An 18429-nucleotide genomic window follows, 5' to 3' on the forward strand; every position below is an offset into this window, starting at 1 on the left:
TCGATCCAAGGCACGGCGGTCTTGCCACACTTAGCTTCGATGCAATCGCACAACGACACTGTCGCATCCGCCGATCTCAGCGCCATCGCCTGGGTTCAGGAGGAGTTGCGTAAGACGCTGGAGACGGCGCACAAGGCGTTACGGCGCTATCTCAGGGATTCGGAAACGACTTCCGGAGCTGACCTCGATGACGTCGAGCCTGCCGTGCTGCGCCATGCCCGCCAGCATATTCACCAAGGGGTGGGTGCGCTTGAACTGATCAATCTCCCTGAAGGAGCGCAGCTCTTGCGGGCCTGTGAGGCCATGGTCCAACGCTATGTGGGCAAACCGTATCGGCTCAACGCCGAGGGGGTGGCGGCCATTGAGCGTGCCACGTTTGCCTTGATGGATTACTTGGCTCGGTTGTTGGCCGGTAAGCCAACCGCTCCCTTGGCCCTGTTTCCGCAATTGCGCGTCTTGCTGGAGGCGGTAGGGTCGGATCGGATCCATCCGGCCGATCTGTGGAATTTCGAGTGGGAATGGCGGGCCATTGAGGGACCGACCAAGCCGCCGCGTGCTCCCGAAGCCGTGATCCTTGATGTCTTTGAGAAACGCCTGCTTGCGGTGGTCCGTTCGGATGCCACCGAGGGTGCGCGTTCCTTGGCGATGCTTTGCCAAGGATTGGCTTCCACCGCCGACTCATCGCATGCCGCCACGTCTTGGCGGATCGCCAGTGCTTTCTTCGAGGCGTGGGCTTGGGGGCACTTGACGCCCGATCTGTTTACCAAGCGCACGGCCTCACGGGTCATGGGCCAATTGCGCGCCATGATCAAGGGCGAGAAGGCAGTGTCAGACCGTCTGGCGCAAGACCTGCTCTTCTTTTGCGCGCGCGCGGGCAAGATTGATCCGGTGCAAACACCGGTGCTGGCCGCTGTCCATGCGACCTATGCTTTGTCCGATCCGGCCAACAACACGGCCGGTATCAGCTACATCCAACCGACGCTTGGGCTGTTCGATCCTGTGCTGGTCCAGCAGGGCATGAAGCGGGTGGAGGCGGCCAAAGAGGTCTGGGCCGCTGTCGCTGCCGATGAGTTGCAGCGCATGGGCTCGCTGAATGAGCTGTTCACGCTGGTTGGTGATTCGATCCGGCGGCTGTACCCGAACAGCGAGACGTTTGTCGCTGCGCTGCTGTCTGCTGTTTCACGCACGGTGGCTGCGGGCGCGAAGCCTGCACCTGAGTTGGCGATGGAGGTCGCCACCAGCTTGCTGTACTTGGAAGCCTCCCTCGAAGAAGCAGAGTTTGATGCTCCTGAGTTGAGTGCGCGTGTGGCGACTTTGGCCACACGTCTCGATAGTGTGATTCGGGGACGTTCTGCCGGTGCGGTCGAAACTTGGATGGAGGAGCTGTATCGGCGCATCTCCAACCGTCAGACCATGAACACGGTGGTCAAGGAATTGCGACAGTCGCTCTCCGACGTTGAGCAGCAGATCGATCGTTTTTTCCGCAATCCCAAGGATCCCGCACCGCTGGTGGATGTGCCCGTGCACCTGATGGCCATGCGTGGTGTTTTGTCGGTGCTGGGCATGGACCCGGGCTCGCAGACGGTGGCCCGCATGCGCGACGATGTCCAAGGGCTGACACGTCGGGTGCAAGACGGTGCAGCGCCGGATGAGGTGCAAAGCGGCTTCCAACGACTGGCTGACAATTTGGGGGTGCTGGGTTTTCTGATCGACATGCTGGCCGTGCAGCCACAGATGGCTCGATCACTGTTTGTTTTTGATCCTGCCAAGGGTGTGCTCTCACCCGTGATGGGCCGTCAGGCGGTTGCCGCATCCGTGGTGACCGCCGCGACTCCGCCAGCGCCTGTCATCACGGCGGCCCCGCCTGCTCCCGTGGTGGTGGCCGCCCCAGCCCCGGTTCCTGCTCCGGTCGCTCGGATCTTGCCCCCCTTGGAGGGGGTGCCTCCTCTCGCACCTGCACCTGTCGTGGCTCCGCCGCCGGTGATCCCTGCGACCGTGGCGGTGCAGGACGACGCGGCCGAGCACGATGATGGCGACGCGGAGATGCGCGAGATCTTCATTGAAGAAGCGCGCGAAGTGGTCACGGATGGTCACAAGGCGTTGCAGTCTTGGGTTCGTGCTCCGAGCGATGTGAGCTTGCTGAGCCCTCTGCGCCGAGCTTTCCATACGCTCAAGGGCAGCTCGCGCATGGTCGGTTTGACCGACTATGGCGATGCAGCGTGGTCGTGTGAACAGCTCTACAACAAGTGGTTGGCTGAGCCTTCATCCAGTGCCCACGATTTGCAGGCCTTGACGGGTGATGCCTTGACGTATTTCGGTGCATGGACCGAGGCGATTGCTGAACGTCGTGCCCAGTCGTTCCAACCTGAAACCGTGATCGCCGCAGCGGATGCCTTGCGGTTGGCGGGTGAATTGCTGCGTATCCATGTGCCGACCATATCGGGGGTGGGTCCGCGTGCCGTGGTGGAGGCGATGCCGTCGCCATATCCTCCGATCGATGTGGATGTGCTGGATCTGGAAGTGGCCTTCGCCGCCGATGATCGGCCCGTCATGGAAGCGTTGGAGCCCACCCAACCTGCGCCTTTGGATGAAATTCCGCCCATCGGTGCAGCCACATCAGCCTATGGCACCGCACTGGCACCGGACTTTGATCTCGATCTTGACTTTAACTTGGGGGCGGTTGAAGACGTCCCCATGCCGGTCGAACCGGCCATGGATGAGGCGGCCGTCCCAGTCGAGATGCCGGAATGGACGGACTTGCCGATTTTGGGTGGACTGTCGCAGTTGGGTGATTTGGTGGATCTGCCCCCTGCTGCTTCAGCGGCGTTGGAGCAAGACACCTCAGCGGCCAGCGATTTCCCCTCGTTGTCTGGACTGTCTCAGCTGGCCGATCTGATTGATCCGGCACCCATGCCGGCCGCCGGTGCCTCCGCCGTGGATCTGTCCGATTTGCCGCAGTTGCAGGGGCTTTCGCAGCTGGGTGATCTGCTCGATCCGTTGCCGATCATGTCGTCGGGTGTCAGTCCCTTGATTAGCGGGGCTCAAGAGGATGTTCCCCACACCGATTTCCCGACGCTGAGTGGGCTGTCGCAGTTGGCGGCTTGGCACGATGATCCTGTCGGCCCCACGGCCGCTTCCGAAGCTGAAACGGTGGCGAGCGATTTGTTGGCGTTACCTCCTTTGGAGGGGCTGTCTGGCCTGAGCGATGTTGTGATGTCACCCCCCGTGGAGGCTGCTGCGCTGCCTCCTGCGGCGGTTGTCGAACAAGAGGCGCCCGTGCTGCCGCCGCCAGCCGTATCCGCGTTTGCGCCATCGGACATGGGCGATCCCATGGCTGCGGTGCTTGGCGAAACGTTGCTGGCTCCGCCCGTGGACTTGGATGTCAGTGACTTCGACGCTTTCTTCGCGGCGGATCCGACCTCTGCCGTGCCGTTGGATCCTGCGCCAGCGAGGGTGTCTTTGAGCCCCGTTGACGATGAACGGTCTCCGGACGCAGAGGAGTCTGTTGAAGCCGTTGAGGCCGTTGAGGGCGTGACAGCCATGTTCGCGCCCTCCGAGGAGGATGCCGACGATGTTGATGATGAACAGGTCCGGGTGATCGGCTCCTTGCGGTTGCCGATCCCGCTGTTCAATATTTATCTGAATGAAGCCGATGAACTCTCGCGTCGCCTGAGTACGGAGCTGGCTGAGTGGGCGCTGGAATTGCATCGCCCAACGGGGGTTCTTGCGGCCTCCTTGGCGCACAAGCTGGCCGGTAATTCGGCCGCTGTCGGCTTCACGGATCTGTCTCAATTGGCCCGCGAGCTTGAGCATGCGATTGATCGGGTCAATGCGCGCAACACGGCGGGTCGCCTCGAAGAAGCCTCGCTGTTTATCGAAGTCGGTGACGAGGTGCGGCGCTTGCTGCATCAATTCGCCGCTGGATTCCTCCGCGTGCCCCCGGACGGGCTGTTTGGTCGTCTCAAGGGCTGTGCCCACGATGTCGATGTCGCTGCGGCCCGTGCCGCTGAGCGTGCGGTGGAGTTGAGCACCGACTTCTCCGAAGAAGACACCGTGGTTCTTGCTGGGGCCAAGGGGTCTTCGGCGGATGACGGTGACTTTGTCTTGCCGGATGTCGTGATCGATACCGGCATGTGGAGTGAGTTTGCGACTTCGAAGTCTGAACCCGAAGCGATCGATGTGTCGATGGAATTCATCGAACTTCCCGCGCCCGAGCCGGCTTCTGAGTCCGCATCAGCAGGTTGGGGACATGTCACTGTCGATCCGCCGGGGCTGACCAACTACGGTAACTTGCCGGCCCAAGCGGTGGCTGGCGAAACCGTGATGGCGTGGCCGGTTGATCTTGATCTCAACTTTGATGCTGAAGTCACCACCCATCTGGGGGTGACCGAGGATGCGGCGGTCGCACCCGCTGAGGCGCTAGAAAGTGCCGCAGCTTCGGACGATATGGCCTCGACGGATATCGTTCTCGATCACGACATGGGGCCCTCCGTGACGGTCTCGCCCGAGACCATCCATGACATCGATAACGATGCGGTGGCCTTGTTTGATCGTGAAGAGGGGCCGATTGACCACCAAGATGTGGTCGATGACCAGTTGTTCCATATCTTTGTCGAAGAGGCCGATGAGCTGATTCCGGTAATGGCCGAGCAGCTGCGTTCGTGGCAGGCCGATCCTGTCAACAGCACCGCCGCCATGGCGTGCATGCGTTCTTTGCACACCTTCAAGGGTGGCGCTCGACTTGCTGGGGCGATGCGACTCGGCGAAAAGGCCCATCGATTCGAGTCGGCCATTGAGCGTCTCTTGGCCGGTGGGGTTGTTTCCGTTGATGACCTAGAGATCTTGCAGCAGCGCTTGGATGTGTTGGCCAGTGCCTTTGAGGCTTTGCGTCGCCATAACGTTCGGCAAGAAAACTACACGATGCTGGCGGGCTTGTACGACCCATCCGTCGGCAGCGCAGCGAACTTTGTCCAAACATCGTCCACCAAGGGGGCCTCTGCACCGCTTCCGAGGGTGGCCTCGGCAGTGCCTGCTGTTCGGTCAGAGGGGGCGGGGGCGGCTTCGCCCGCGCCTGGGACGATGTCCACGGTGGTGCCGCTGACCACGCCGGTGGATTGGTCGCAATTTACGGCCCAACAGCAGCAAGCTGCGGTGGCCCCACAGACGACACTTCCAGATCGTCCGGTGGGCAATCTCCAGCCGATTCGAGTGCGGGCGCAGTTGCTCGATCGCTTGGTCAATCTGTCGGGCGAAGTGAACATCAATCGTTCGCGCGTCGAGACCGAGGTGAGTCAGTTCCGGGGCGCCTTGACCGATTTGTCGGACAACTTGGAGCGGCTCCACCGTCAGTTGAACGACATCACGATCCAGGCCGATACACAGCTTGAATCGCGTCGCGAAGCCTTCCGGGTCGCCGACCAAGCGTTCGACTCTTTGGAGATGGATCGCTACACCCGGCTGCAAGAGCTGACGCGCATGATGGCCGAGTCGGTCAACGACGTCGGCACCGTGCGCAGCGCTTTGCAGCGCACCTTGCAGGTGGTCGAAGATGAGCTGGCCACCCAAGCCCGACTGACGCGTGAATTGCAAAGCGACTTGCTGCGCACTCGCATGGTCGAATTCGACAGCTTGTCGGATCGGCTCTATCGCTTGGTGCGCCAAGCCGCCAAGGAAACCGGCAAGCAAGTACGGCTGGACATCACAGGCAGCTCCATCGAAGTGGATCGCAGCGTGTTGGATCGCATGGTTCCGGCTTTCGAACATTTGCTGCGTAACTGTGTGACCCACGGCATTGAACCCTCGGCAGCGCGGGTCGCTGCGGGTAAGCCAGCGGTTGGCAGCATCACGGTGAGCGCCGGTCAAGAGGGTGGCGAAGTCACGGTGGAGATCCATGACGACGGCCACGGGCTTGATCTGCCGAGGATCCGTGAAAAAGCCATCAGCATGGGCTTGCTGCGGACCGATGCGGTGATTTCGGATGCGGATCTGAGCCAGTTCATCTTCGCGCCGGGCCTGTCCACCCAATCCGTCGTCACCGAATTGGCCGGTCGTGGTGTGGGCATGGATGTGGTGCGGGCCGACATCTTCTCGCTGGGGGGGCGGATCGAAATCGATACCCAGCCAGGTCAAGGTACGCGCTTCAAGATGGTCTTGCCGGTCACCACCGTGGTGAGTCAGATCGTCATGTTGCGTGTCGGCACCAAGGCGGTGGCGATTCCGTCCAACCTGATCGAAAAGATTGAGCGTCCAGGGGCTGCCTCCTTGGCGGTGGCGTATCAAAGCGGCTGGTTTGCGTTTGATAACGCCAAGCTGCCGTTCTTCTGGCTGGGTGGCTTGCTCGGTCACAGCGCTCGCAGTGAAGATGAGGCCTCGTCCAAGACCCAATCGGTGGTGGTGGTGCGCTCCGCCCAGCAACGGGTGGTGATGCACGTCGATGAGGTGCTGGGCAATCACGAAGTGGTGGTCAAGAACTTGGGGCCGCAGCTTTCAGGTTTACCGGGTCTGGCAGGCATGACGTTGCTGGCTTCGGGTGAAGTCGCCTTGATCTACAACCCGGTGGCCTTGGCCGCGTTCTATGGCGCTCAAGCCCAGCATGCCGCGCAGCAAGGGGCGATGGCCGAAGCCCATGTTTCGGCGGTCGAGGTTCGCAAAGCTGCGGCCGAAGTGACGCATCACGCCACCGTGTTGGTGGTGGACGATTCGCTCACGGTGCGACGTGTGACCAAGCGCTTGCTGGAACGCGAAGGCTTCCGGGTCGAGTTGGCCAAAGACGGGCTCGAAGCGCTCGAATTCTTGGCGGGTCAACGGCCCGATATCGTGCTTTCAGACATCGAGATGCCACGCATGGACGGCTTTGATCTGCTGCGCAACATTCGCAACGACGCCAACCTCAAGTCCCTGCCGGTGGTCATGATCACCTCGCGGATCGCTGAAAAGCACCGCGAGCACGCCACCCAGCTGGGGGCGGATCATTACTTGGGCAAGCCCTACGACGACAAGGAACTGCTCGGATTGGTGCGTCGTTACGCCGGCCTGCCCCCGACCCCTGTCAAGCCGACTTGACGGGTGGGGTTGGTTTGATTTTGGCAAAGCGCGCCAAGGTTTTCTGGCGCGCTTGCTCATGGTCCACCACCGGCTCGGGGTAGTGTTGGCCCAGCTGGATGCCAGCAGCGGCCAACTCCACCGGGTGGCGCCACGGCGCATGCAGCGCCGCATCGGGTAAGGCGCTGAGTTCGGGCACGTAGCGCCGGATGAAGCGCCCCTCGGGGTCGAACTTCTCGCTCTGACTCACCGGGTTGAAGATTCGAAAGTAGGGCTGCGCGTCGCAGCCAGTGGATGCGGCCCACTGCCAGCCACCGTTGTTGGCCGCCAAGTCAAAGTCGTTCAGGTGGCGGGCAAAGTAGGCTTCACCGCGTCGCCAGTCGATGCCCAGATCCTTGGTTAAAAAACTGGCTGTGACCATGCGCAGGCGGTTGTGCATGTAGCCGGTCTGGTTGATCTGGCGCATCGCGGCGTCCACCAGCGGATAGCCGGTGCGGCCTTCGCACCAAGCGGCAAACAGCGCCTCAGCGTGCTGACCATGGTCCCAGCGCAGCGCGTCGCAGGCGGGTTGAAAACAGCGCTCGACCACATGCGCATGGTGATAGAGCACCTGCATGTAGAACTCACGCCAAATCAGCTCTGAAAGCCAGACTTCGGCCCCGCGTGAGCCAGCTTTGGCGCGCGCGTGGCTCAGTCGCACCAGCTCCCGGACCGAGACGGTGCCAAAGCGCAAATGCACGCTCAAGTAGCTCGGTCCTTTCAGGGCTGGAAAGTCGCGGTTTTGGTCATAGCGGTCGATGCGCGCCAGAAAGTTGCTCAGCAGCTGCTGCGCGCCCGAAGATCCGCTGGGCAGATGCGGGATCGGCGCGGGCTCAAAGCCCAAGTCCGCCAATGAAGGGATGCTGTGAAGCGCCGCAGGCGGAGCTGCAAGTTGGCCGAAGGGCGCTGGCTCCGGTTGAGTGGGGTGGAGCGCTTCATAGCGCTTGAGCCAAGCGTTTTTGTAGGGCGTGAAGACGTTGTAGGGCGTGCCGCTGAGGCTCAGCACCTCATCGCGCTCGAAGACGACGTGGTCTTTGTCGCTGTAAAGCGCGATGCCGTGGTTGGCCAAGTCGCCCCGGACATGGGCATCCCGGCGCAGTGCGTCGGGCTCATCGTCGCGGTTCATGAACACCGCTTGCACACCGAGTTGTTCGGCCAAGCGCGGTAGCGCCGTGCGGGCTGAACCATGAACCACGATCAGGCCGCCGCCTTGGGCGCGCAGCGCTTGATCGAGTTCGACCAAGCTGGCATGGATGAAATCGACCCGTCGATCTGCCCGGGGCAGGTCGTTCAGGATGTCGCTGTCGAAGACAAAGGCGCACCAGACTTGGCGAGCGCGTTGCAAGGCGTGACGCAGGGCGGTGTGGTCGTTGAGGCGCAAATCGCGCCGAAACCAGACCAAGGCACGGTCGAGGATGTCGAGGGTGTGAGGCATGGGTGGGAGTGTGAGGGATCGCTACAATCGACGCATGTCAGGGCCCCGATCTACCTCTACGGTCATTTCGACCAATCTCGCCAATCAGTTTCTGATTGCCATGCCCGGTATGGCGGATGAAACCTTCGCCGGGGCGGTGGTGTACTTGTGTGAGCACACCGAAAAAGGTGCTCTGGGGCTGGTGATCAACCGCCCCATCGACCTCAATTTGCGCCATCTCTTTGAGAAAGTTGATCTGAGCTTGGCGCGTGACGACTTGGCTGAGCAGCCGGTCTACTTTGGCGGGCCTGTGCAGACCGAGCGTGGTTTTGTCCTGCACGAGCGCTTGGCGGAAGAGGGCGGGCATTACGCCTCCTCGCTCACGGTCCCCGGTGGCCTGGAGATGACCGCCAGCCGCGATGTCCTTGAAGCGCTCTCTCAAGGCGCCGGTCCCAAGCGGGCGGTGGTGATGTTGGGTTACGCCGGCTGGGGTGCGGGCCAACTCGAAGATGAAATCTCGCGCAACGGCTGGCTGACGGTCAGCGCCGACGCGGCCGTGATCTTCGAAACAGCGGCTGAAGATCGCTACGCACGCGCTTTGGCCTTGCTCGGCATTGATCCGGCCATGCTGTCCCAAGACGTCGGCCACGCATGACGGGGACACCGCCGGATCTGGGCCGGCTGCACGCTTTTCTGGCGTTCGACTACGGGCTCAAGCGCACCGGGGTGGCGCGTGGTCAGCGCTTGCTGGGCATGGCGACACCGTTGACGACCGTGAAAGCCGAAGGGGATGCCCGCTTCGCGCCCATCGCCAAGCTGATCACCGAGTGGCAACCCGATGCGCTGGTGGTCGGCGTGCCCTTTCATCCGGACGGTGCCGAGCACGACAACACCTTGCGCGCCCGGCGTTTTGCCCGGCAGTTGCACGGCCGCTTTCGACTGCCGGTCTTCGAGGTCGATGAGCGTTACAGCACCGTCGAAGTTTTGTCCCAAGGGGTCAAAGACGCCGATGCCGCAGCCGCAGCCTTGCTGCTGGAACAATTTTTCAACGAACAGATCCTGAAAGAGGCGATGCGATGAGTCTTTTGCAGATCAATGCCGAGGCGCTTTACACCGAATTGCGCCAAGGCGTGCGCGCGCTGTTGCAGCCCGACAGCGCTTTGGTGGGTATCTGGTCCGGCGGCGCTTGGCTGGCCGAGCGTCTGGCGCGTGACTTGGCCCTGAAAAATGCCCCCGGGGTCATTTCCAGCCGCTTGCACCGCGACGATTTTGGCGCGCGTGGGCTGGCGCTCGGGGCCGATTCGACCCACCTGCCTTTTGCCATCGACGGCTGCCACATCATCTTGATCGACGATGTGATTTACACCGGCCGGACGATCCGGGCGGTGGTCAACGAGCTGTTTGACTATGGCCGACCCGCTTCGGTGCAGTTGGCGGTGTTGGTGGACCGAGGTGGGCGCGAATTGCCGATCCAGCCCGCTTTTGCCGCCGCCAAACTGGCCCTGCCGCCCAGCCAAAAGCTCGCACTGGCCCGTGCGGGTGAAGGTAGTTTTACTTTTTCGATCCAGGAGGCCGCTTGATGCTTTCGCGTCGCAACCCCCAACTCAACAAGCACGGTGAGCTGATTCACCTGCTCTCCATCGAAGGCCTGCCCAAGGCGGTCTTGACCCAGATTCTTGACACCGCTGGCTCCTTTCTCTCGGTCAACGACCGGGAAGTGAAAAAGGTGCCGCTGCTGCGCGGCAAGTCGGTGTTCAACCTGTTCTTTGAGAACTCGACCCGCACTCGCACCACCTTTGAGATCGCCGCCAAGCGCCTTAGCGCGGATGTCATCAACCTCGACATCGCCAAGAGCAGTGCCACCAAGGGCGAGAGCTTGCTCGACACCATCGCCAACCTCTCGGCCATGCACGCCGATATGTTTGTGGTGCGGCACAGCGAGTCGGGGGCGCCTTACTTGATTGCCCAGCATTGCGCGCCGCATGTGCACGTGGTCAACGCCGGCGACGGCCGCCACGCGCATCCGACGCAGGGCCTTTTGGACATGTACACCATCCGCCACTACAAGAAGGACTTCTCCAACTTGTCGGTGGCCATCGTGGGCGACATCGTGCATAGCCGCGTGGCCCGCTCGGACATCCATGCGCTGACCATTTTGGGCGTGCCCGATATCCGCGCCGTGGGCCCCAAGACGTTGGTGCCGGGCGACTTGCGCGAGATGGGCGTGCGCGTTTGCCACAGCATGGACGAAGGCATCCGGGATGCTGACGTGATCATCATGCTGCGCTTGCAAAACGAGCGCATGAGCGGCGCGATGCTGCCCAGCGCGGGCGAGTATTTCAAAACCTTTGGCCTGACACCCGCCAAGCTGGCGCTGGCCAAGCCGGATGCCATCGTCATGCACCCCGGCCCGATCAACCGGGGCGTGGAGATCGACAGCGCCGTGGCCGACGGTAGCCACAGCGTGATCCTGCCGCAGGTGACCTTTGGCATCGCGGTGCGCATGGCGGTGATGTCCACGATTGCGGGGAACGAGGCATGAAGATCCTGATTCAGAACGGCCGGGTCATCGACCCCGCCAGCGGGCGCGATGAACGTGCCGATGTGCTGATCGCCGCCGGGCGCATCTTGGCCATCGGCCAAGTCAGCCCCGATTTCCGTCCCGACCGCGTGATCGACGCCAGCGGCTGCGTGGTGGCACCCGGTTTGGTCGATCTGGCCGCACGCCTGCGCGAGCCGGGGTATGAGCACGAAGGCATGTTGGAAAGCGAGCTGAACGCAGCCGCTGCCGGTGGTGTGACCAGCTTGGTGTGTCCGCCCGATACCGATCCGACCTTGGATGAGCCGGGCTTGGTCGAGATGCTCAAGTTCCGCGCCCGCAAGTTGAGCCTTGCGCGACTCTTTCCGCTGGGCGCGCTGACCCGTGGCTTGAAGGGCGAAACGCTGACCGAAATGGTCGAGCTGACCGAATCGGGCTGCGTGGGCTTTTCGCAGGCCGATGTCTCGATCCGCGATACCACCGTGCTGATGCGCGCCATGCAGTACGCCGCGACCCACGGCTACACGGTGTGGCTGCGTCCGCAAGATCCGTGGTTCGGCAAGGGCGTGGCCGCCAGCGGCTCGGTCGCCACTCGCCTTGGGCTGTCGGGCGTGTCGGTCTCGGCCGAAACCATCGCCTTGCACACCATCTTTGAGCTGATGCGCAGCACCGGCGCGCGGGTCCATCTGTGCCGGTTGTCGAGCGCGGCGGGCATCGCCTTGGTGCGTGCGGCCAAGACAGAAGGTTTGGCGGTGACGGCCGACGTCAGCATCAATTCGCTGCATCTCACCGATGTGGATATCGGCTACTTCAACCCGGCCATGCGTCTGACACCGCCGCTGCGTCAGGGGCGCGACCGCGACGCGCTGCGCGCGGCCTTGATCGACGGCACGCTCGACGCCCTGGTCTCGGACCACACCCCGGTCGAAGGCGACGCCAAGAGCCTGCCTTTTGGCGAAGCCGAACCCGGGGCCACGGGGCTGGAGCTGTTGCTGAGCCTCGCTTTGAAGTGGGGCGAAGGCGCTGGTTTGAGCCTGCCGCAGACCTTGGCCCGCGTGACCTGTGAGCCGGTGCGCGTGCTGGGCGACGCCTTGGGCTCGCTGGTGTCCAGCGCCGGCCGCTTGGTCGAAGGCGGCGTGGCCGATGTCTGCGTCTTTGACCCAAGCGTCTATTGGCAGGTGTCTCCCGATCTCTTGGCCAGCCAAGGCAAGTCCACGCCCTTTGCGTTTGAGCACACCGGCATGGCCTTGCCGGGCCGGGTGCGCGCCACGGTGGTGGCGGGCACGGTGGCATTTATGCCTCCGATGGGGGCGGTGCACGGTGGCGGGAAGGCCATCACGTTATGACCACGATCCGGGCTCTTTGGCGACTGCTGCGTTGTATGGGGCACTTGTTGGGCGGGCTGTGGACTTTACGGTGGCATTTCGATCATTTGGATGAGGCTACACGCCACGCGCTGATTCAGGCTTGGGCTCTACGGCTGTTGAGCGTCCTAGGAGTCGGGCACAAGATGGTGGGCATTTGGCCTTCAGAGCCGCACCTGATGGTGATCAACCATGTCTCTTGGCTGGACATCATGGCCATCCACGCCGTGCGTCCCCAAGCCCGCTTCGTCTCCAAAGCGGAGGTGCATCGTTGGCCCATGATGGGGCGGCTCGCCGCTGGTGCGGGAACCTTATTCATTGAGCGTGAAAGTCGGCGGGATGCGCTGCGGGTGGTGCATCACATGACCGAGGCTTTGCGTGCGGGAGATACCGTGGCGGTGTTCCCGGAAGGGACAACTTCGACCGGCCACGACGTCCTGCCTTTTCATGCCAATTTGTTGCAGGCTGCGATCGCCGCTCAAGTGCCTTTGCAGCCGGTTGTGCTGCGCTTCAGCGACGCACAGCACGCGGTCAGCCCAGCGGTAGCCTATGTGGGTGACACCAGCTTGTTGCGCAGCCTGTGGTGGGTGGTCTCGGCCCAAGGTTTGCAGGTGCAGGTCGAGGTCTTGCCGCTGATGGCTTGCGCTGGCCTGGACCGACGGCAACTGGCGGCCTTGGTGGCTGAGCAGATCGGTGCCAAGCTCCGAGCTTGATCCATGGTTTGATCCAGTCGTAGGCTTTGATGAGGGCTTTCCCATGCTTTATAAGTTCAAGTCCAAGGCGGCCGGTAACGTCATCATGACGGCCCCCGTGGGGGACCGGCTCATGCGGCTGATGGGCCGCGAGCCGGCGATCAAGGGCATTTTTCTGCCCGAACAGATGCCGCCGTTGGTGGCGCTGTTGATCGCAGCGATGGCGGACGATGATGCGCGGCGTCAAGCCCTGCTGGCTGAGGCCGAAGCCGAAGGTCGGCCGTTGCCGCTGATGGAAGGCATTTCACTGCGTCAGCGCGCTTGGCCTTTGGTGGACATGATGAAACGGGCCCATGCCGAGGGCCACGAAATTGTTTGGGGCGTTTGATCGAGATGAGCAGTACTTCGACCCGTATCTTGGCGATTCGCCACGGTGAGACGTCTTGGAACGTCGATACGCGCTTTCAGGGCCAGATCGACATCGATTTGAATCCCAAAGGCCAGTGGCAAGCCGAACAACTGGCCCACAGCTTGGCCGAAGAGAACGAATTGAGCGCGCTCTACAGCTCGGACTTGCGCCGGGCACAGGCCACGGCGCAGGCCGTGGCACAGCGCCTGCGCTTGCCGGTGCAGATCGATGCAGGCTTGCGTGAGCGTCACGGCGGCGTCTTTCAAGGTCGCACCTTGACCGAGATGGATCAGCACGACGCTGATCTGGCCCGGCGCTGGCGCACCCGTGAGGTTGATTTCCGTCCTGAAGGCGGCGAGAGCCTGCGGGACTTCTACGAGCGCAGCATCGCCGCTTGGGCCCGAGTGGCCGCCCGCCATCCCGGCCAAACCGTGGCGGTGGTGGCGCACGGCGGGGTGCTCGACTGTCTCTACCGCGCCGCCACCGGCCTGACGCTCGAAGCTCCGCGCACCTGGAAAATCGCCAACGCCAGCGTCAGCCGCGTGCTGTTCCACAGCGAAGGCTTCGCCCTGATGGGCTGGGGCGACACCCAGCACCTTGAGTCCAGCGTGAGCCTGGACGAATCGAGCGATGTGAATGCGTAGGGCTTGCGTTCTTCAGTCGGCGGCTGTGGCTGCCCCGCCTTCCGGCACCACCACCCCCAAATGCCGATAGGCGGCCAGCGTGGCGATGCGGCCGCGTGGGGTGCGTTGCAGGAAGCCTTGCTGGATCAGGTAGGGCTCGATGACGTCTTCGATGGTGCCGCTTTCTTCGCCGATGGCGGCGGCCACGTTATCTAGGCCGACCGGGCCGCCGTCAAAGCGGTGAATCACCGCTTCAAGCAGTTTGCGGTCCATCAAATCGAAGCCCAGCGGGTCCACGTCCAGCATCGCCAAGGCACGGTCGGCGATGGATTGGCCGATGCGGCCGTCGCCTTTGACGTCGGCGTAGTCGCGCACCCGGCGCAAGAGCCGGTTGGCGATGCGCGGGGTGCCACGCGCGCGGCGCGCCACTTCCATCGCGCCGTCCAAATCGATGGGCGTGCCCAGCAGCTTGGCCGAGCGGGTGACGATGCGGCAGAGCTCCTCCGGCGTGTAGAACTCTAACCGCGCCACGATGCCGAAGCGATCGCGCAGCGGATTGGTCAGCATGCCGGCGCGGGTGGTGGCGCCCACCAGGGTGAAGGGCTGCAAGTCGAGCTTGATGGAGCGCGCCGCCGGCCCCTCGCCGATCATGATGTCGATCTGATAGTCCTCCAGCGCCGGGTAGAGGATTTCCTCGACCACCGGCGAGAGGCGGTGAATCTCGTCGATGAAAAGCACATCGTTGGCTTCGAGATTGGTGAGTATCGCGGCCAAGTCCTTGGGCTTTTCCAGCACCGGCCCCGAGGTTTGGCGCAGGTTCACCCCAAGTTCGGCGGCGATGATGTGTGAGAGCGTGGTTTTCCCCAGCCCCGGCGGGCCGAACAGCAGCACGTGGTCCAGCGCCTCGCCACGCTTCCTGGCCGCGCCGATGAAGATCTCCAACTGCTCGCGAGCCTTGGCTTGGCCGACGTATTCGTCAAGCAACTTGGGCCGCAGCGCGCGCTCTATGGCCTCTTCATGCGGTGACGTCGGGGCCGCACTCACCATGCGGCGCGTGGAAGATGCGCCCTGCGAGGCGGGGGTCGATGCAAAGGTGTCGGTCTGGATGGCCATGACCGGGATTGTGACCTCAGTGACCTCAGCCCAGCGACTTCAACGCCATGCGGATGCCGTCGCTCACGCTCACGCCGGGGGGCAGGGCTTTGAGGGCGGTGTCGGCGTCGCGTTCGCTGTAGCCCAAGGCGATGAGGGCTTGGACGATGTCTGCTTCGTGGTCGTGGCGGGGGACGGTCCCCAGGGCTTCGATGGGGGTGAGCGTTGGGCTGAGTTTGTCTTTCAGCTCCAGCAGCAGCCGCTCGGCGGTCTTTTTGCCGATGCCGGGTACTTTGACGAGGCGACGCGCTTCTTGGGCGGCCACGGCTTGGGCCAGTTCGGTGACCGACAAGCCGGAAAGCACCGCCAGCGCCATGCGCGGGCCGATGCCGCTGATCTTGATGAGCTGGCGAAAGGCTTGGCGTTCCTCGTGGCTGAGAAAGCCGTAGAGCAGTTGGGCGTCTTCACGCACCACAAACTGCGTCAGCAGCGTGACGCGCTCGCCCAAGGGCGGCAGGTTGTAGAAGGTGCTCATCGGCACATCGACTTCGTAGCCGACGCCGCCGACATCGACCAGCACCAAGGGCGGATTTTTCTCGGCCAACAGGCCCGTGAGCCGCCCGATCATCGGCGGAACAGCCCGAGGCGTTGGGCCTCCAGGGCGGCTTCGGCGCGTGAGCTCACGTTGAGTTTGCGGTAGATCTGCTTGACGTAATCGGCGATGGTGTGGCGCGACAAGCTGAGCTGCACGCCGATTTCCGGCAGGGTGAAGCCCTTGGCAACCCGCAGCAGCACTTCGCGCTCGCGCTCGGTGAGCTGCACGTTGGGCATCAGGTGATCCACCGTGGGCGGTTGCGCCGGGCGACTCGCTTGGGCCGAGAAGTAAGAAATCATGCGTCGGGCAATCGAGGGCGAGAGCGGCGGTTCGCCTTGGCTGATGCGCTGCAACTGATCCATCAATTGATCGCGCGGTTGCTCTTTGAGCAAATAGCCGTAGGCCCCGGCTTGGAGGGCGGGGAAGAGGTGATCGTCGTCGTCGTGGATCGTCACCACCACCGATTGCGCCTCAGGTTGGCGGTCGCGCAGGGCGCGCACCACTTTGACGCCCGAGCCGTCGGGCAAACCCAAATCGACCATCGCCAAGTCGAAGCGTTGGGCATCGACCAGTTGCAAGGCGTCGTGCACCCGTGCGGCTTCGGAAACTTGGGAGCCGGGAAACACTTGCAGCACCAAGACACGCAGCCAAGCCCGGATTTCAGGCAGGTCTTCAAGCAAGAGGATGTTTTTCATAAGGTGTGAGCAGCGTTAGAGGGGCAGCGTCAGGCGAATGGTGGTGCCGTAGCCGGGGGCCGATTCGACCAGACATTGGCCTTGCAATTGCTTGGCGCGGCCTTTCATGGTGGACATGCCGTGGCCTCGGTCAAGCCGACCGTCGAGTTCGACCGGGATGCCTCGGCCGTTGTCGGCGATGGTGAGTTCGAAATCGTTGCTTTCGACTTGGATCGAAATGCGGCACTGCGAGGCTTGGCTGTGCTTGAGCAAGTTGCTGATGGCTTCGCGCAAGATGCGGGTGGTCTGGACATAGGCACGGGCGCTCATCTTGCGGTCATCCATCAGCAAGTCATCGGGGCTGAGCCAGATGAGTTCGATGTTTCCGTGCGAAAGACGCGATTTGGCTTCGCTGCGCCAGTCGCCCACCGCGTCGGCCATTTGGATCGGTTTGCCGGTCAAGCCGCGCACCGACAGGCGCATTTCTTCCAGGGCTTCGCGCGCCAAGGTGGAGATGCGGTCGCTTTCGCTGGTGTGGACGATGGTGAGCAGTTTGGCGCCGAGGTCGTCATGCAAATCGGCCGCGATACGCTTGCGCTCACGCGCCGTGACCTGCTCGACACGCAACTCGGCCATTTGTCCGTAGTTGCGTTCCATGTCGGCCGAAATTTCCTGGACGCGCAACTCCAGCTGCTTACGGAGGTTCTCCGCCGCCTTGATGGTGTTTTTGAGCCGCTGGATCATGCGCAGCGACATGCCGAGGAAGGTGGCCAGAAAAGCGGCTGAGACGGCGGTGTGGGCCGGCCACGCACTCATCGCGCCGGGGCGCAAGAGCACATCGACACTCGCCAAACCGGCCAAGGTCAGCAAGCCGGAGGCCAGCACCCAGAAATCCACCCGTGATAGACGCCAAGCCCGCATCAAAAAGAGGCTGAGCGCCGCCGCGACTTCGAGCACCAATAACCACGTCCAAGCCTCTGTGACGGCGTGCAGTTGCGTGCGCGGTCCGATCAGCATGCCCAAAGCGGGCACCAAACTTTGGAGCCACAGCAGGCGTTCAAGGCGGCGGGAGCGGGCGCCGCAGTAGCGCAGCAAAAACAGCGATCCGGCCACAGCCACCGGAGTGATGCTCAGCGCCAGCAGCAAGTCGTTGTTCAGGTTCAGACCCGGGTCAAAAGGCAGCCACGCGCTACCCACACCGCGTGCCAAAAATTCCAGCAAGCACCAGCCCATCGCCGCCAAGCCAAAGGTCCCTAAATAAGGCAAGCGACTGAGCGGGGTGAGCAGCAAGGTGATGAGACCGATGACACCCACGGCGGCGGCCAAGGACTTGGGGACTGTGTCGTGCAGCAGCCGATGGCGTAGGTCAAGGGTGCGCAGCATGTTGTAGGTGTCGATGCGCACCGGCCCGAGGGTGGCGGCGCGTTCCCGTGCCGCCACGCTGGGCAGCGCGGTGCCGATGATGCGCACATCCAAGTGGTTGATCCCCTGGCGCAGCAAGGGGGCCGGCAAGCTCAGCAGTTCGCTGTGCTGGCAGTCGGTGTTGTCCGCGCCCACGGGAGGATGGTCCAACAGCCGATGACCATTGAGGCGAATCTCGGGGGCTCGGCAGGTGGGTTGAATGCGTGCGCCGAGCAGCAGCGTTTCAGGCGGCAAGGGGTCGAGTTGGAAATCGATGCGGTACCAGCGCGGGATGGCATCGAAGGGCAACTCTTGCACATACGGCAAGGGGATGGGTTGGGCTTGCAGGGTGGATGCCGTGTCTTGGTCTGGTTCAGGATGGGCCGTGACCAAGACTCGGGCCTGGGCGATGTCGATGGGCGTGAAAACAGGCTGATCCACCATCGGTCCGGCCGATGAGGGGCCAGCGAGCCATATCAGTAGCAGCAAAAAACCAAGGATCCTTAAGGGCATGGCGTCGCATTCTGCCGGAGTCACTGTGCGTTG

At 62.9% G+C, this 18429-nt stretch carries 14 protein-coding genes; 9 read left to right on the forward strand and 5 right to left on the reverse strand.

Features of this window, described 5'->3' with window-relative positions; translation table 11 throughout:
* Positions 1–39 precede the first annotated feature (39 nt).
* Entirely contained in the window at positions 40–7062 is a 7023-nt protein-coding gene (locus AB3X39_RS12130; RefSeq protein ID WP_369417642.1) for a hybrid sensor histidine kinase/response regulator, read from the forward strand.
* Here AB3X39_RS12130 and AB3X39_RS12135 read toward each other — a convergent pair.
* Positions 7049–8515, reverse strand: coding sequence for a cryptochrome/photolyase family protein (locus AB3X39_RS12135; protein WP_369417643.1), 1467 nt, complete (start codon positions 8513–8515; stop codon positions 7049–7051). The two genes, AB3X39_RS12130 and AB3X39_RS12135, sit on opposite strands and share 14 nt — an antisense overlap.
* 34 nt (positions 8516–8549) lie before the next feature.
* Here AB3X39_RS12135 and AB3X39_RS12140 point away from each other — a divergent pair, with 34 nt between their 5' ends.
* From AB3X39_RS12140 to AB3X39_RS12175, 8 genes are read left to right on the forward strand one after another with little or no spacing between them, the layout of a single operon-like run.
* On the forward strand, positions 8550–9149 hold the full coding sequence (locus tag AB3X39_RS12140) for a YqgE/AlgH family protein (RefSeq protein WP_369417644.1): 600 nt from the start codon (positions 8550–8552) through the stop codon (positions 9147–9149).
* A complete protein-coding gene (gene ruvX / locus AB3X39_RS12145; RefSeq protein ID WP_369417645.1) occupies positions 9146–9574 on the forward strand; it encodes a Holliday junction resolvase RuvX in 429 nt (142 codons plus the stop codon). Before AB3X39_RS12140 ends, ruvX begins: the two co-directional genes overlap by 4 nt.
* Positions 9571–10074 (forward strand): bifunctional pyr operon transcriptional regulator/uracil phosphoribosyltransferase PyrR, encoded by a 504-nt coding sequence (gene pyrR, locus AB3X39_RS12150; RefSeq protein ID WP_369417646.1) that lies wholly within the window; start codon positions 9571–9573, stop codon positions 10072–10074. The genes ruvX and pyrR overlap by 4 nt, the downstream gene beginning before the upstream one ends.
* Complete coding sequence (locus AB3X39_RS12155) at positions 10074–11036, forward strand: aspartate carbamoyltransferase catalytic subunit (protein WP_369417647.1); 963 nt, start codon at positions 10074–10076, stop codon at positions 11034–11036. The genes pyrR and AB3X39_RS12155 overlap by 1 nt, the downstream gene beginning before the upstream one ends.
* Positions 11033–12379: a dihydroorotase gene (locus AB3X39_RS12160; protein WP_369417648.1), complete on the forward strand. Its 1347-nt coding sequence runs from the start codon at positions 11033–11035 to the stop codon at positions 12377–12379. The genes AB3X39_RS12155 and AB3X39_RS12160 overlap by 4 nt, the downstream gene beginning before the upstream one ends.
* Complete coding sequence (locus AB3X39_RS12165; RefSeq protein WP_369417649.1) at positions 12376–13110, forward strand: lysophospholipid acyltransferase family protein; 735 nt, start codon at positions 12376–12378, stop codon at positions 13108–13110. Before AB3X39_RS12160 ends, AB3X39_RS12165 begins: the two co-directional genes overlap by 4 nt.
* Positions 13111–13153: 43 nt before the next feature.
* On the forward strand, positions 13154–13477 hold the full coding sequence (locus AB3X39_RS12170; protein WP_369417650.1) for a DUF1840 domain-containing protein: 324 nt from the start codon (positions 13154–13156) through the stop codon (positions 13475–13477).
* Between the two features lie 5 nt (positions 13478–13482).
* The gene (locus AB3X39_RS12175; RefSeq protein WP_369417651.1) at positions 13483–14142 is read left to right on the forward strand and encodes a histidine phosphatase family protein; all 660 of its coding nucleotides are present in this window, start codon (positions 13483–13485) and stop codon (positions 14140–14142) included.
* A 12-nt stretch (positions 14143–14154) separates the two neighbouring features.
* Here AB3X39_RS12175 and ruvB read toward each other — a convergent pair whose 3' ends face one another.
* Genes ruvB through AB3X39_RS12195 form a run of 4 tightly spaced genes read right to left on the reverse strand, consistent with a single transcriptional unit; the run spans position 14155 to position 18396 of the window.
* A complete protein-coding gene (ruvB, locus tag AB3X39_RS12180) occupies positions 14155–15234 on the reverse strand; it encodes a Holliday junction branch migration DNA helicase RuvB (protein ID WP_369417652.1) in 1080 nt (359 codons plus the stop codon).
* Positions 15235–15259: 25 nt separating this feature from the next.
* Positions 15260–15841: a Holliday junction branch migration protein RuvA gene (gene ruvA / locus AB3X39_RS12185; protein ID WP_369417653.1), complete on the reverse strand. Its 582-nt coding sequence runs from the start codon at positions 15839–15841 to the stop codon at positions 15260–15262.
* The gene (locus AB3X39_RS12190; protein ID WP_369417654.1) at positions 15838–16503 is read right to left on the reverse strand and encodes a response regulator; all 666 of its coding nucleotides are present in this window, start codon (positions 16501–16503) and stop codon (positions 15838–15840) included. The genes ruvA and AB3X39_RS12190 overlap by 4 nt, the downstream gene beginning before the upstream one ends.
* Positions 16504–16518: 15 nt before the next feature.
* Positions 16519–18396 carry a sensor histidine kinase gene (locus AB3X39_RS12195; RefSeq protein ID WP_369417655.1) on the reverse strand — a complete coding sequence of 626 codons (1878 nt, stop codon included), beginning with the start codon at positions 18394–18396 and terminating at the stop codon, positions 16519–16521.
* Between the last annotated feature and the right edge of the window lie 33 nt (positions 18397–18429).

The organism is Leptothrix ochracea, from assembly GCF_041083635.1.
GTDB lineage: Bacteria > Pseudomonadota > Gammaproteobacteria > Burkholderiales > Burkholderiaceae_C > Sphaerotilus > Sphaerotilus ochraceus.

Bases quoted from the DNA above. Each gene is read 5' to 3' on its own strand.
- AB3X39_RS12190 (WP_369417654.1), bottom strand. From the start codon at position 16,503: ATGAAAAACATCCTCTTGCTTGAAGACCTGCCTGAAATCCGGGCTTGG.
- AB3X39_RS12175 (WP_369417651.1), top strand. From the start codon at position 13,483: ATGAGCAGTACTTCGACCCGTATCTTGGCGATTCGCCACGGTGAGACG.
- AB3X39_RS12195 (WP_369417655.1), bottom strand. From the start codon at position 18,396: ATGCCCTTAAGGATCCTTGGTTTTTTGCTGCTACTGATATGGCTCGCT.
- AB3X39_RS12160 (WP_369417648.1), top strand. From the start codon at position 11,033: ATGAAGATCCTGATTCAGAACGGCCGGGTCATCGACCCCGCCAGCGGG.
- ruvA (WP_369417653.1), bottom strand. From the start codon at position 15,841: ATGATCGGGCGGCTCACGGGCCTGTTGGCCGAGAAAAATCCGCCCTTG.
- AB3X39_RS12155 (WP_369417647.1), top strand. From the start codon at position 10,074: ATGCTTTCGCGTCGCAACCCCCAACTCAACAAGCACGGTGAGCTGATT.
- AB3X39_RS12170 (WP_369417650.1), top strand. From the start codon at position 13,154: ATGCTTTATAAGTTCAAGTCCAAGGCGGCCGGTAACGTCATCATGACG.
- AB3X39_RS12130 (WP_369417642.1), top strand. From the start codon at position 40: ATGCAATCGCACAACGACACTGTCGCATCCGCCGATCTCAGCGCCATC.
- pyrR (WP_369417646.1), top strand. From the start codon at position 9,571: ATGAGTCTTTTGCAGATCAATGCCGAGGCGCTTTACACCGAATTGCGC.
- ruvB (WP_369417652.1), bottom strand. From the start codon at position 15,234: ATGGCCATCCAGACCGACACCTTTGCATCGACCCCCGCCTCGCAGGGC.
- AB3X39_RS12135 (WP_369417643.1), bottom strand. From the start codon at position 8,515: ATGCCTCACACCCTCGACATCCTCGACCGTGCCTTGGTCTGGTTTCGG.
- AB3X39_RS12140 (WP_369417644.1), top strand. From the start codon at position 8,550: ATGTCAGGGCCCCGATCTACCTCTACGGTCATTTCGACCAATCTCGCC.
- ruvX (WP_369417645.1), top strand. From the start codon at position 9,146: ATGACGGGGACACCGCCGGATCTGGGCCGGCTGCACGCTTTTCTGGCG.
- AB3X39_RS12165 (WP_369417649.1), top strand. From the start codon at position 12,376: ATGACCACGATCCGGGCTCTTTGGCGACTGCTGCGTTGTATGGGGCAC.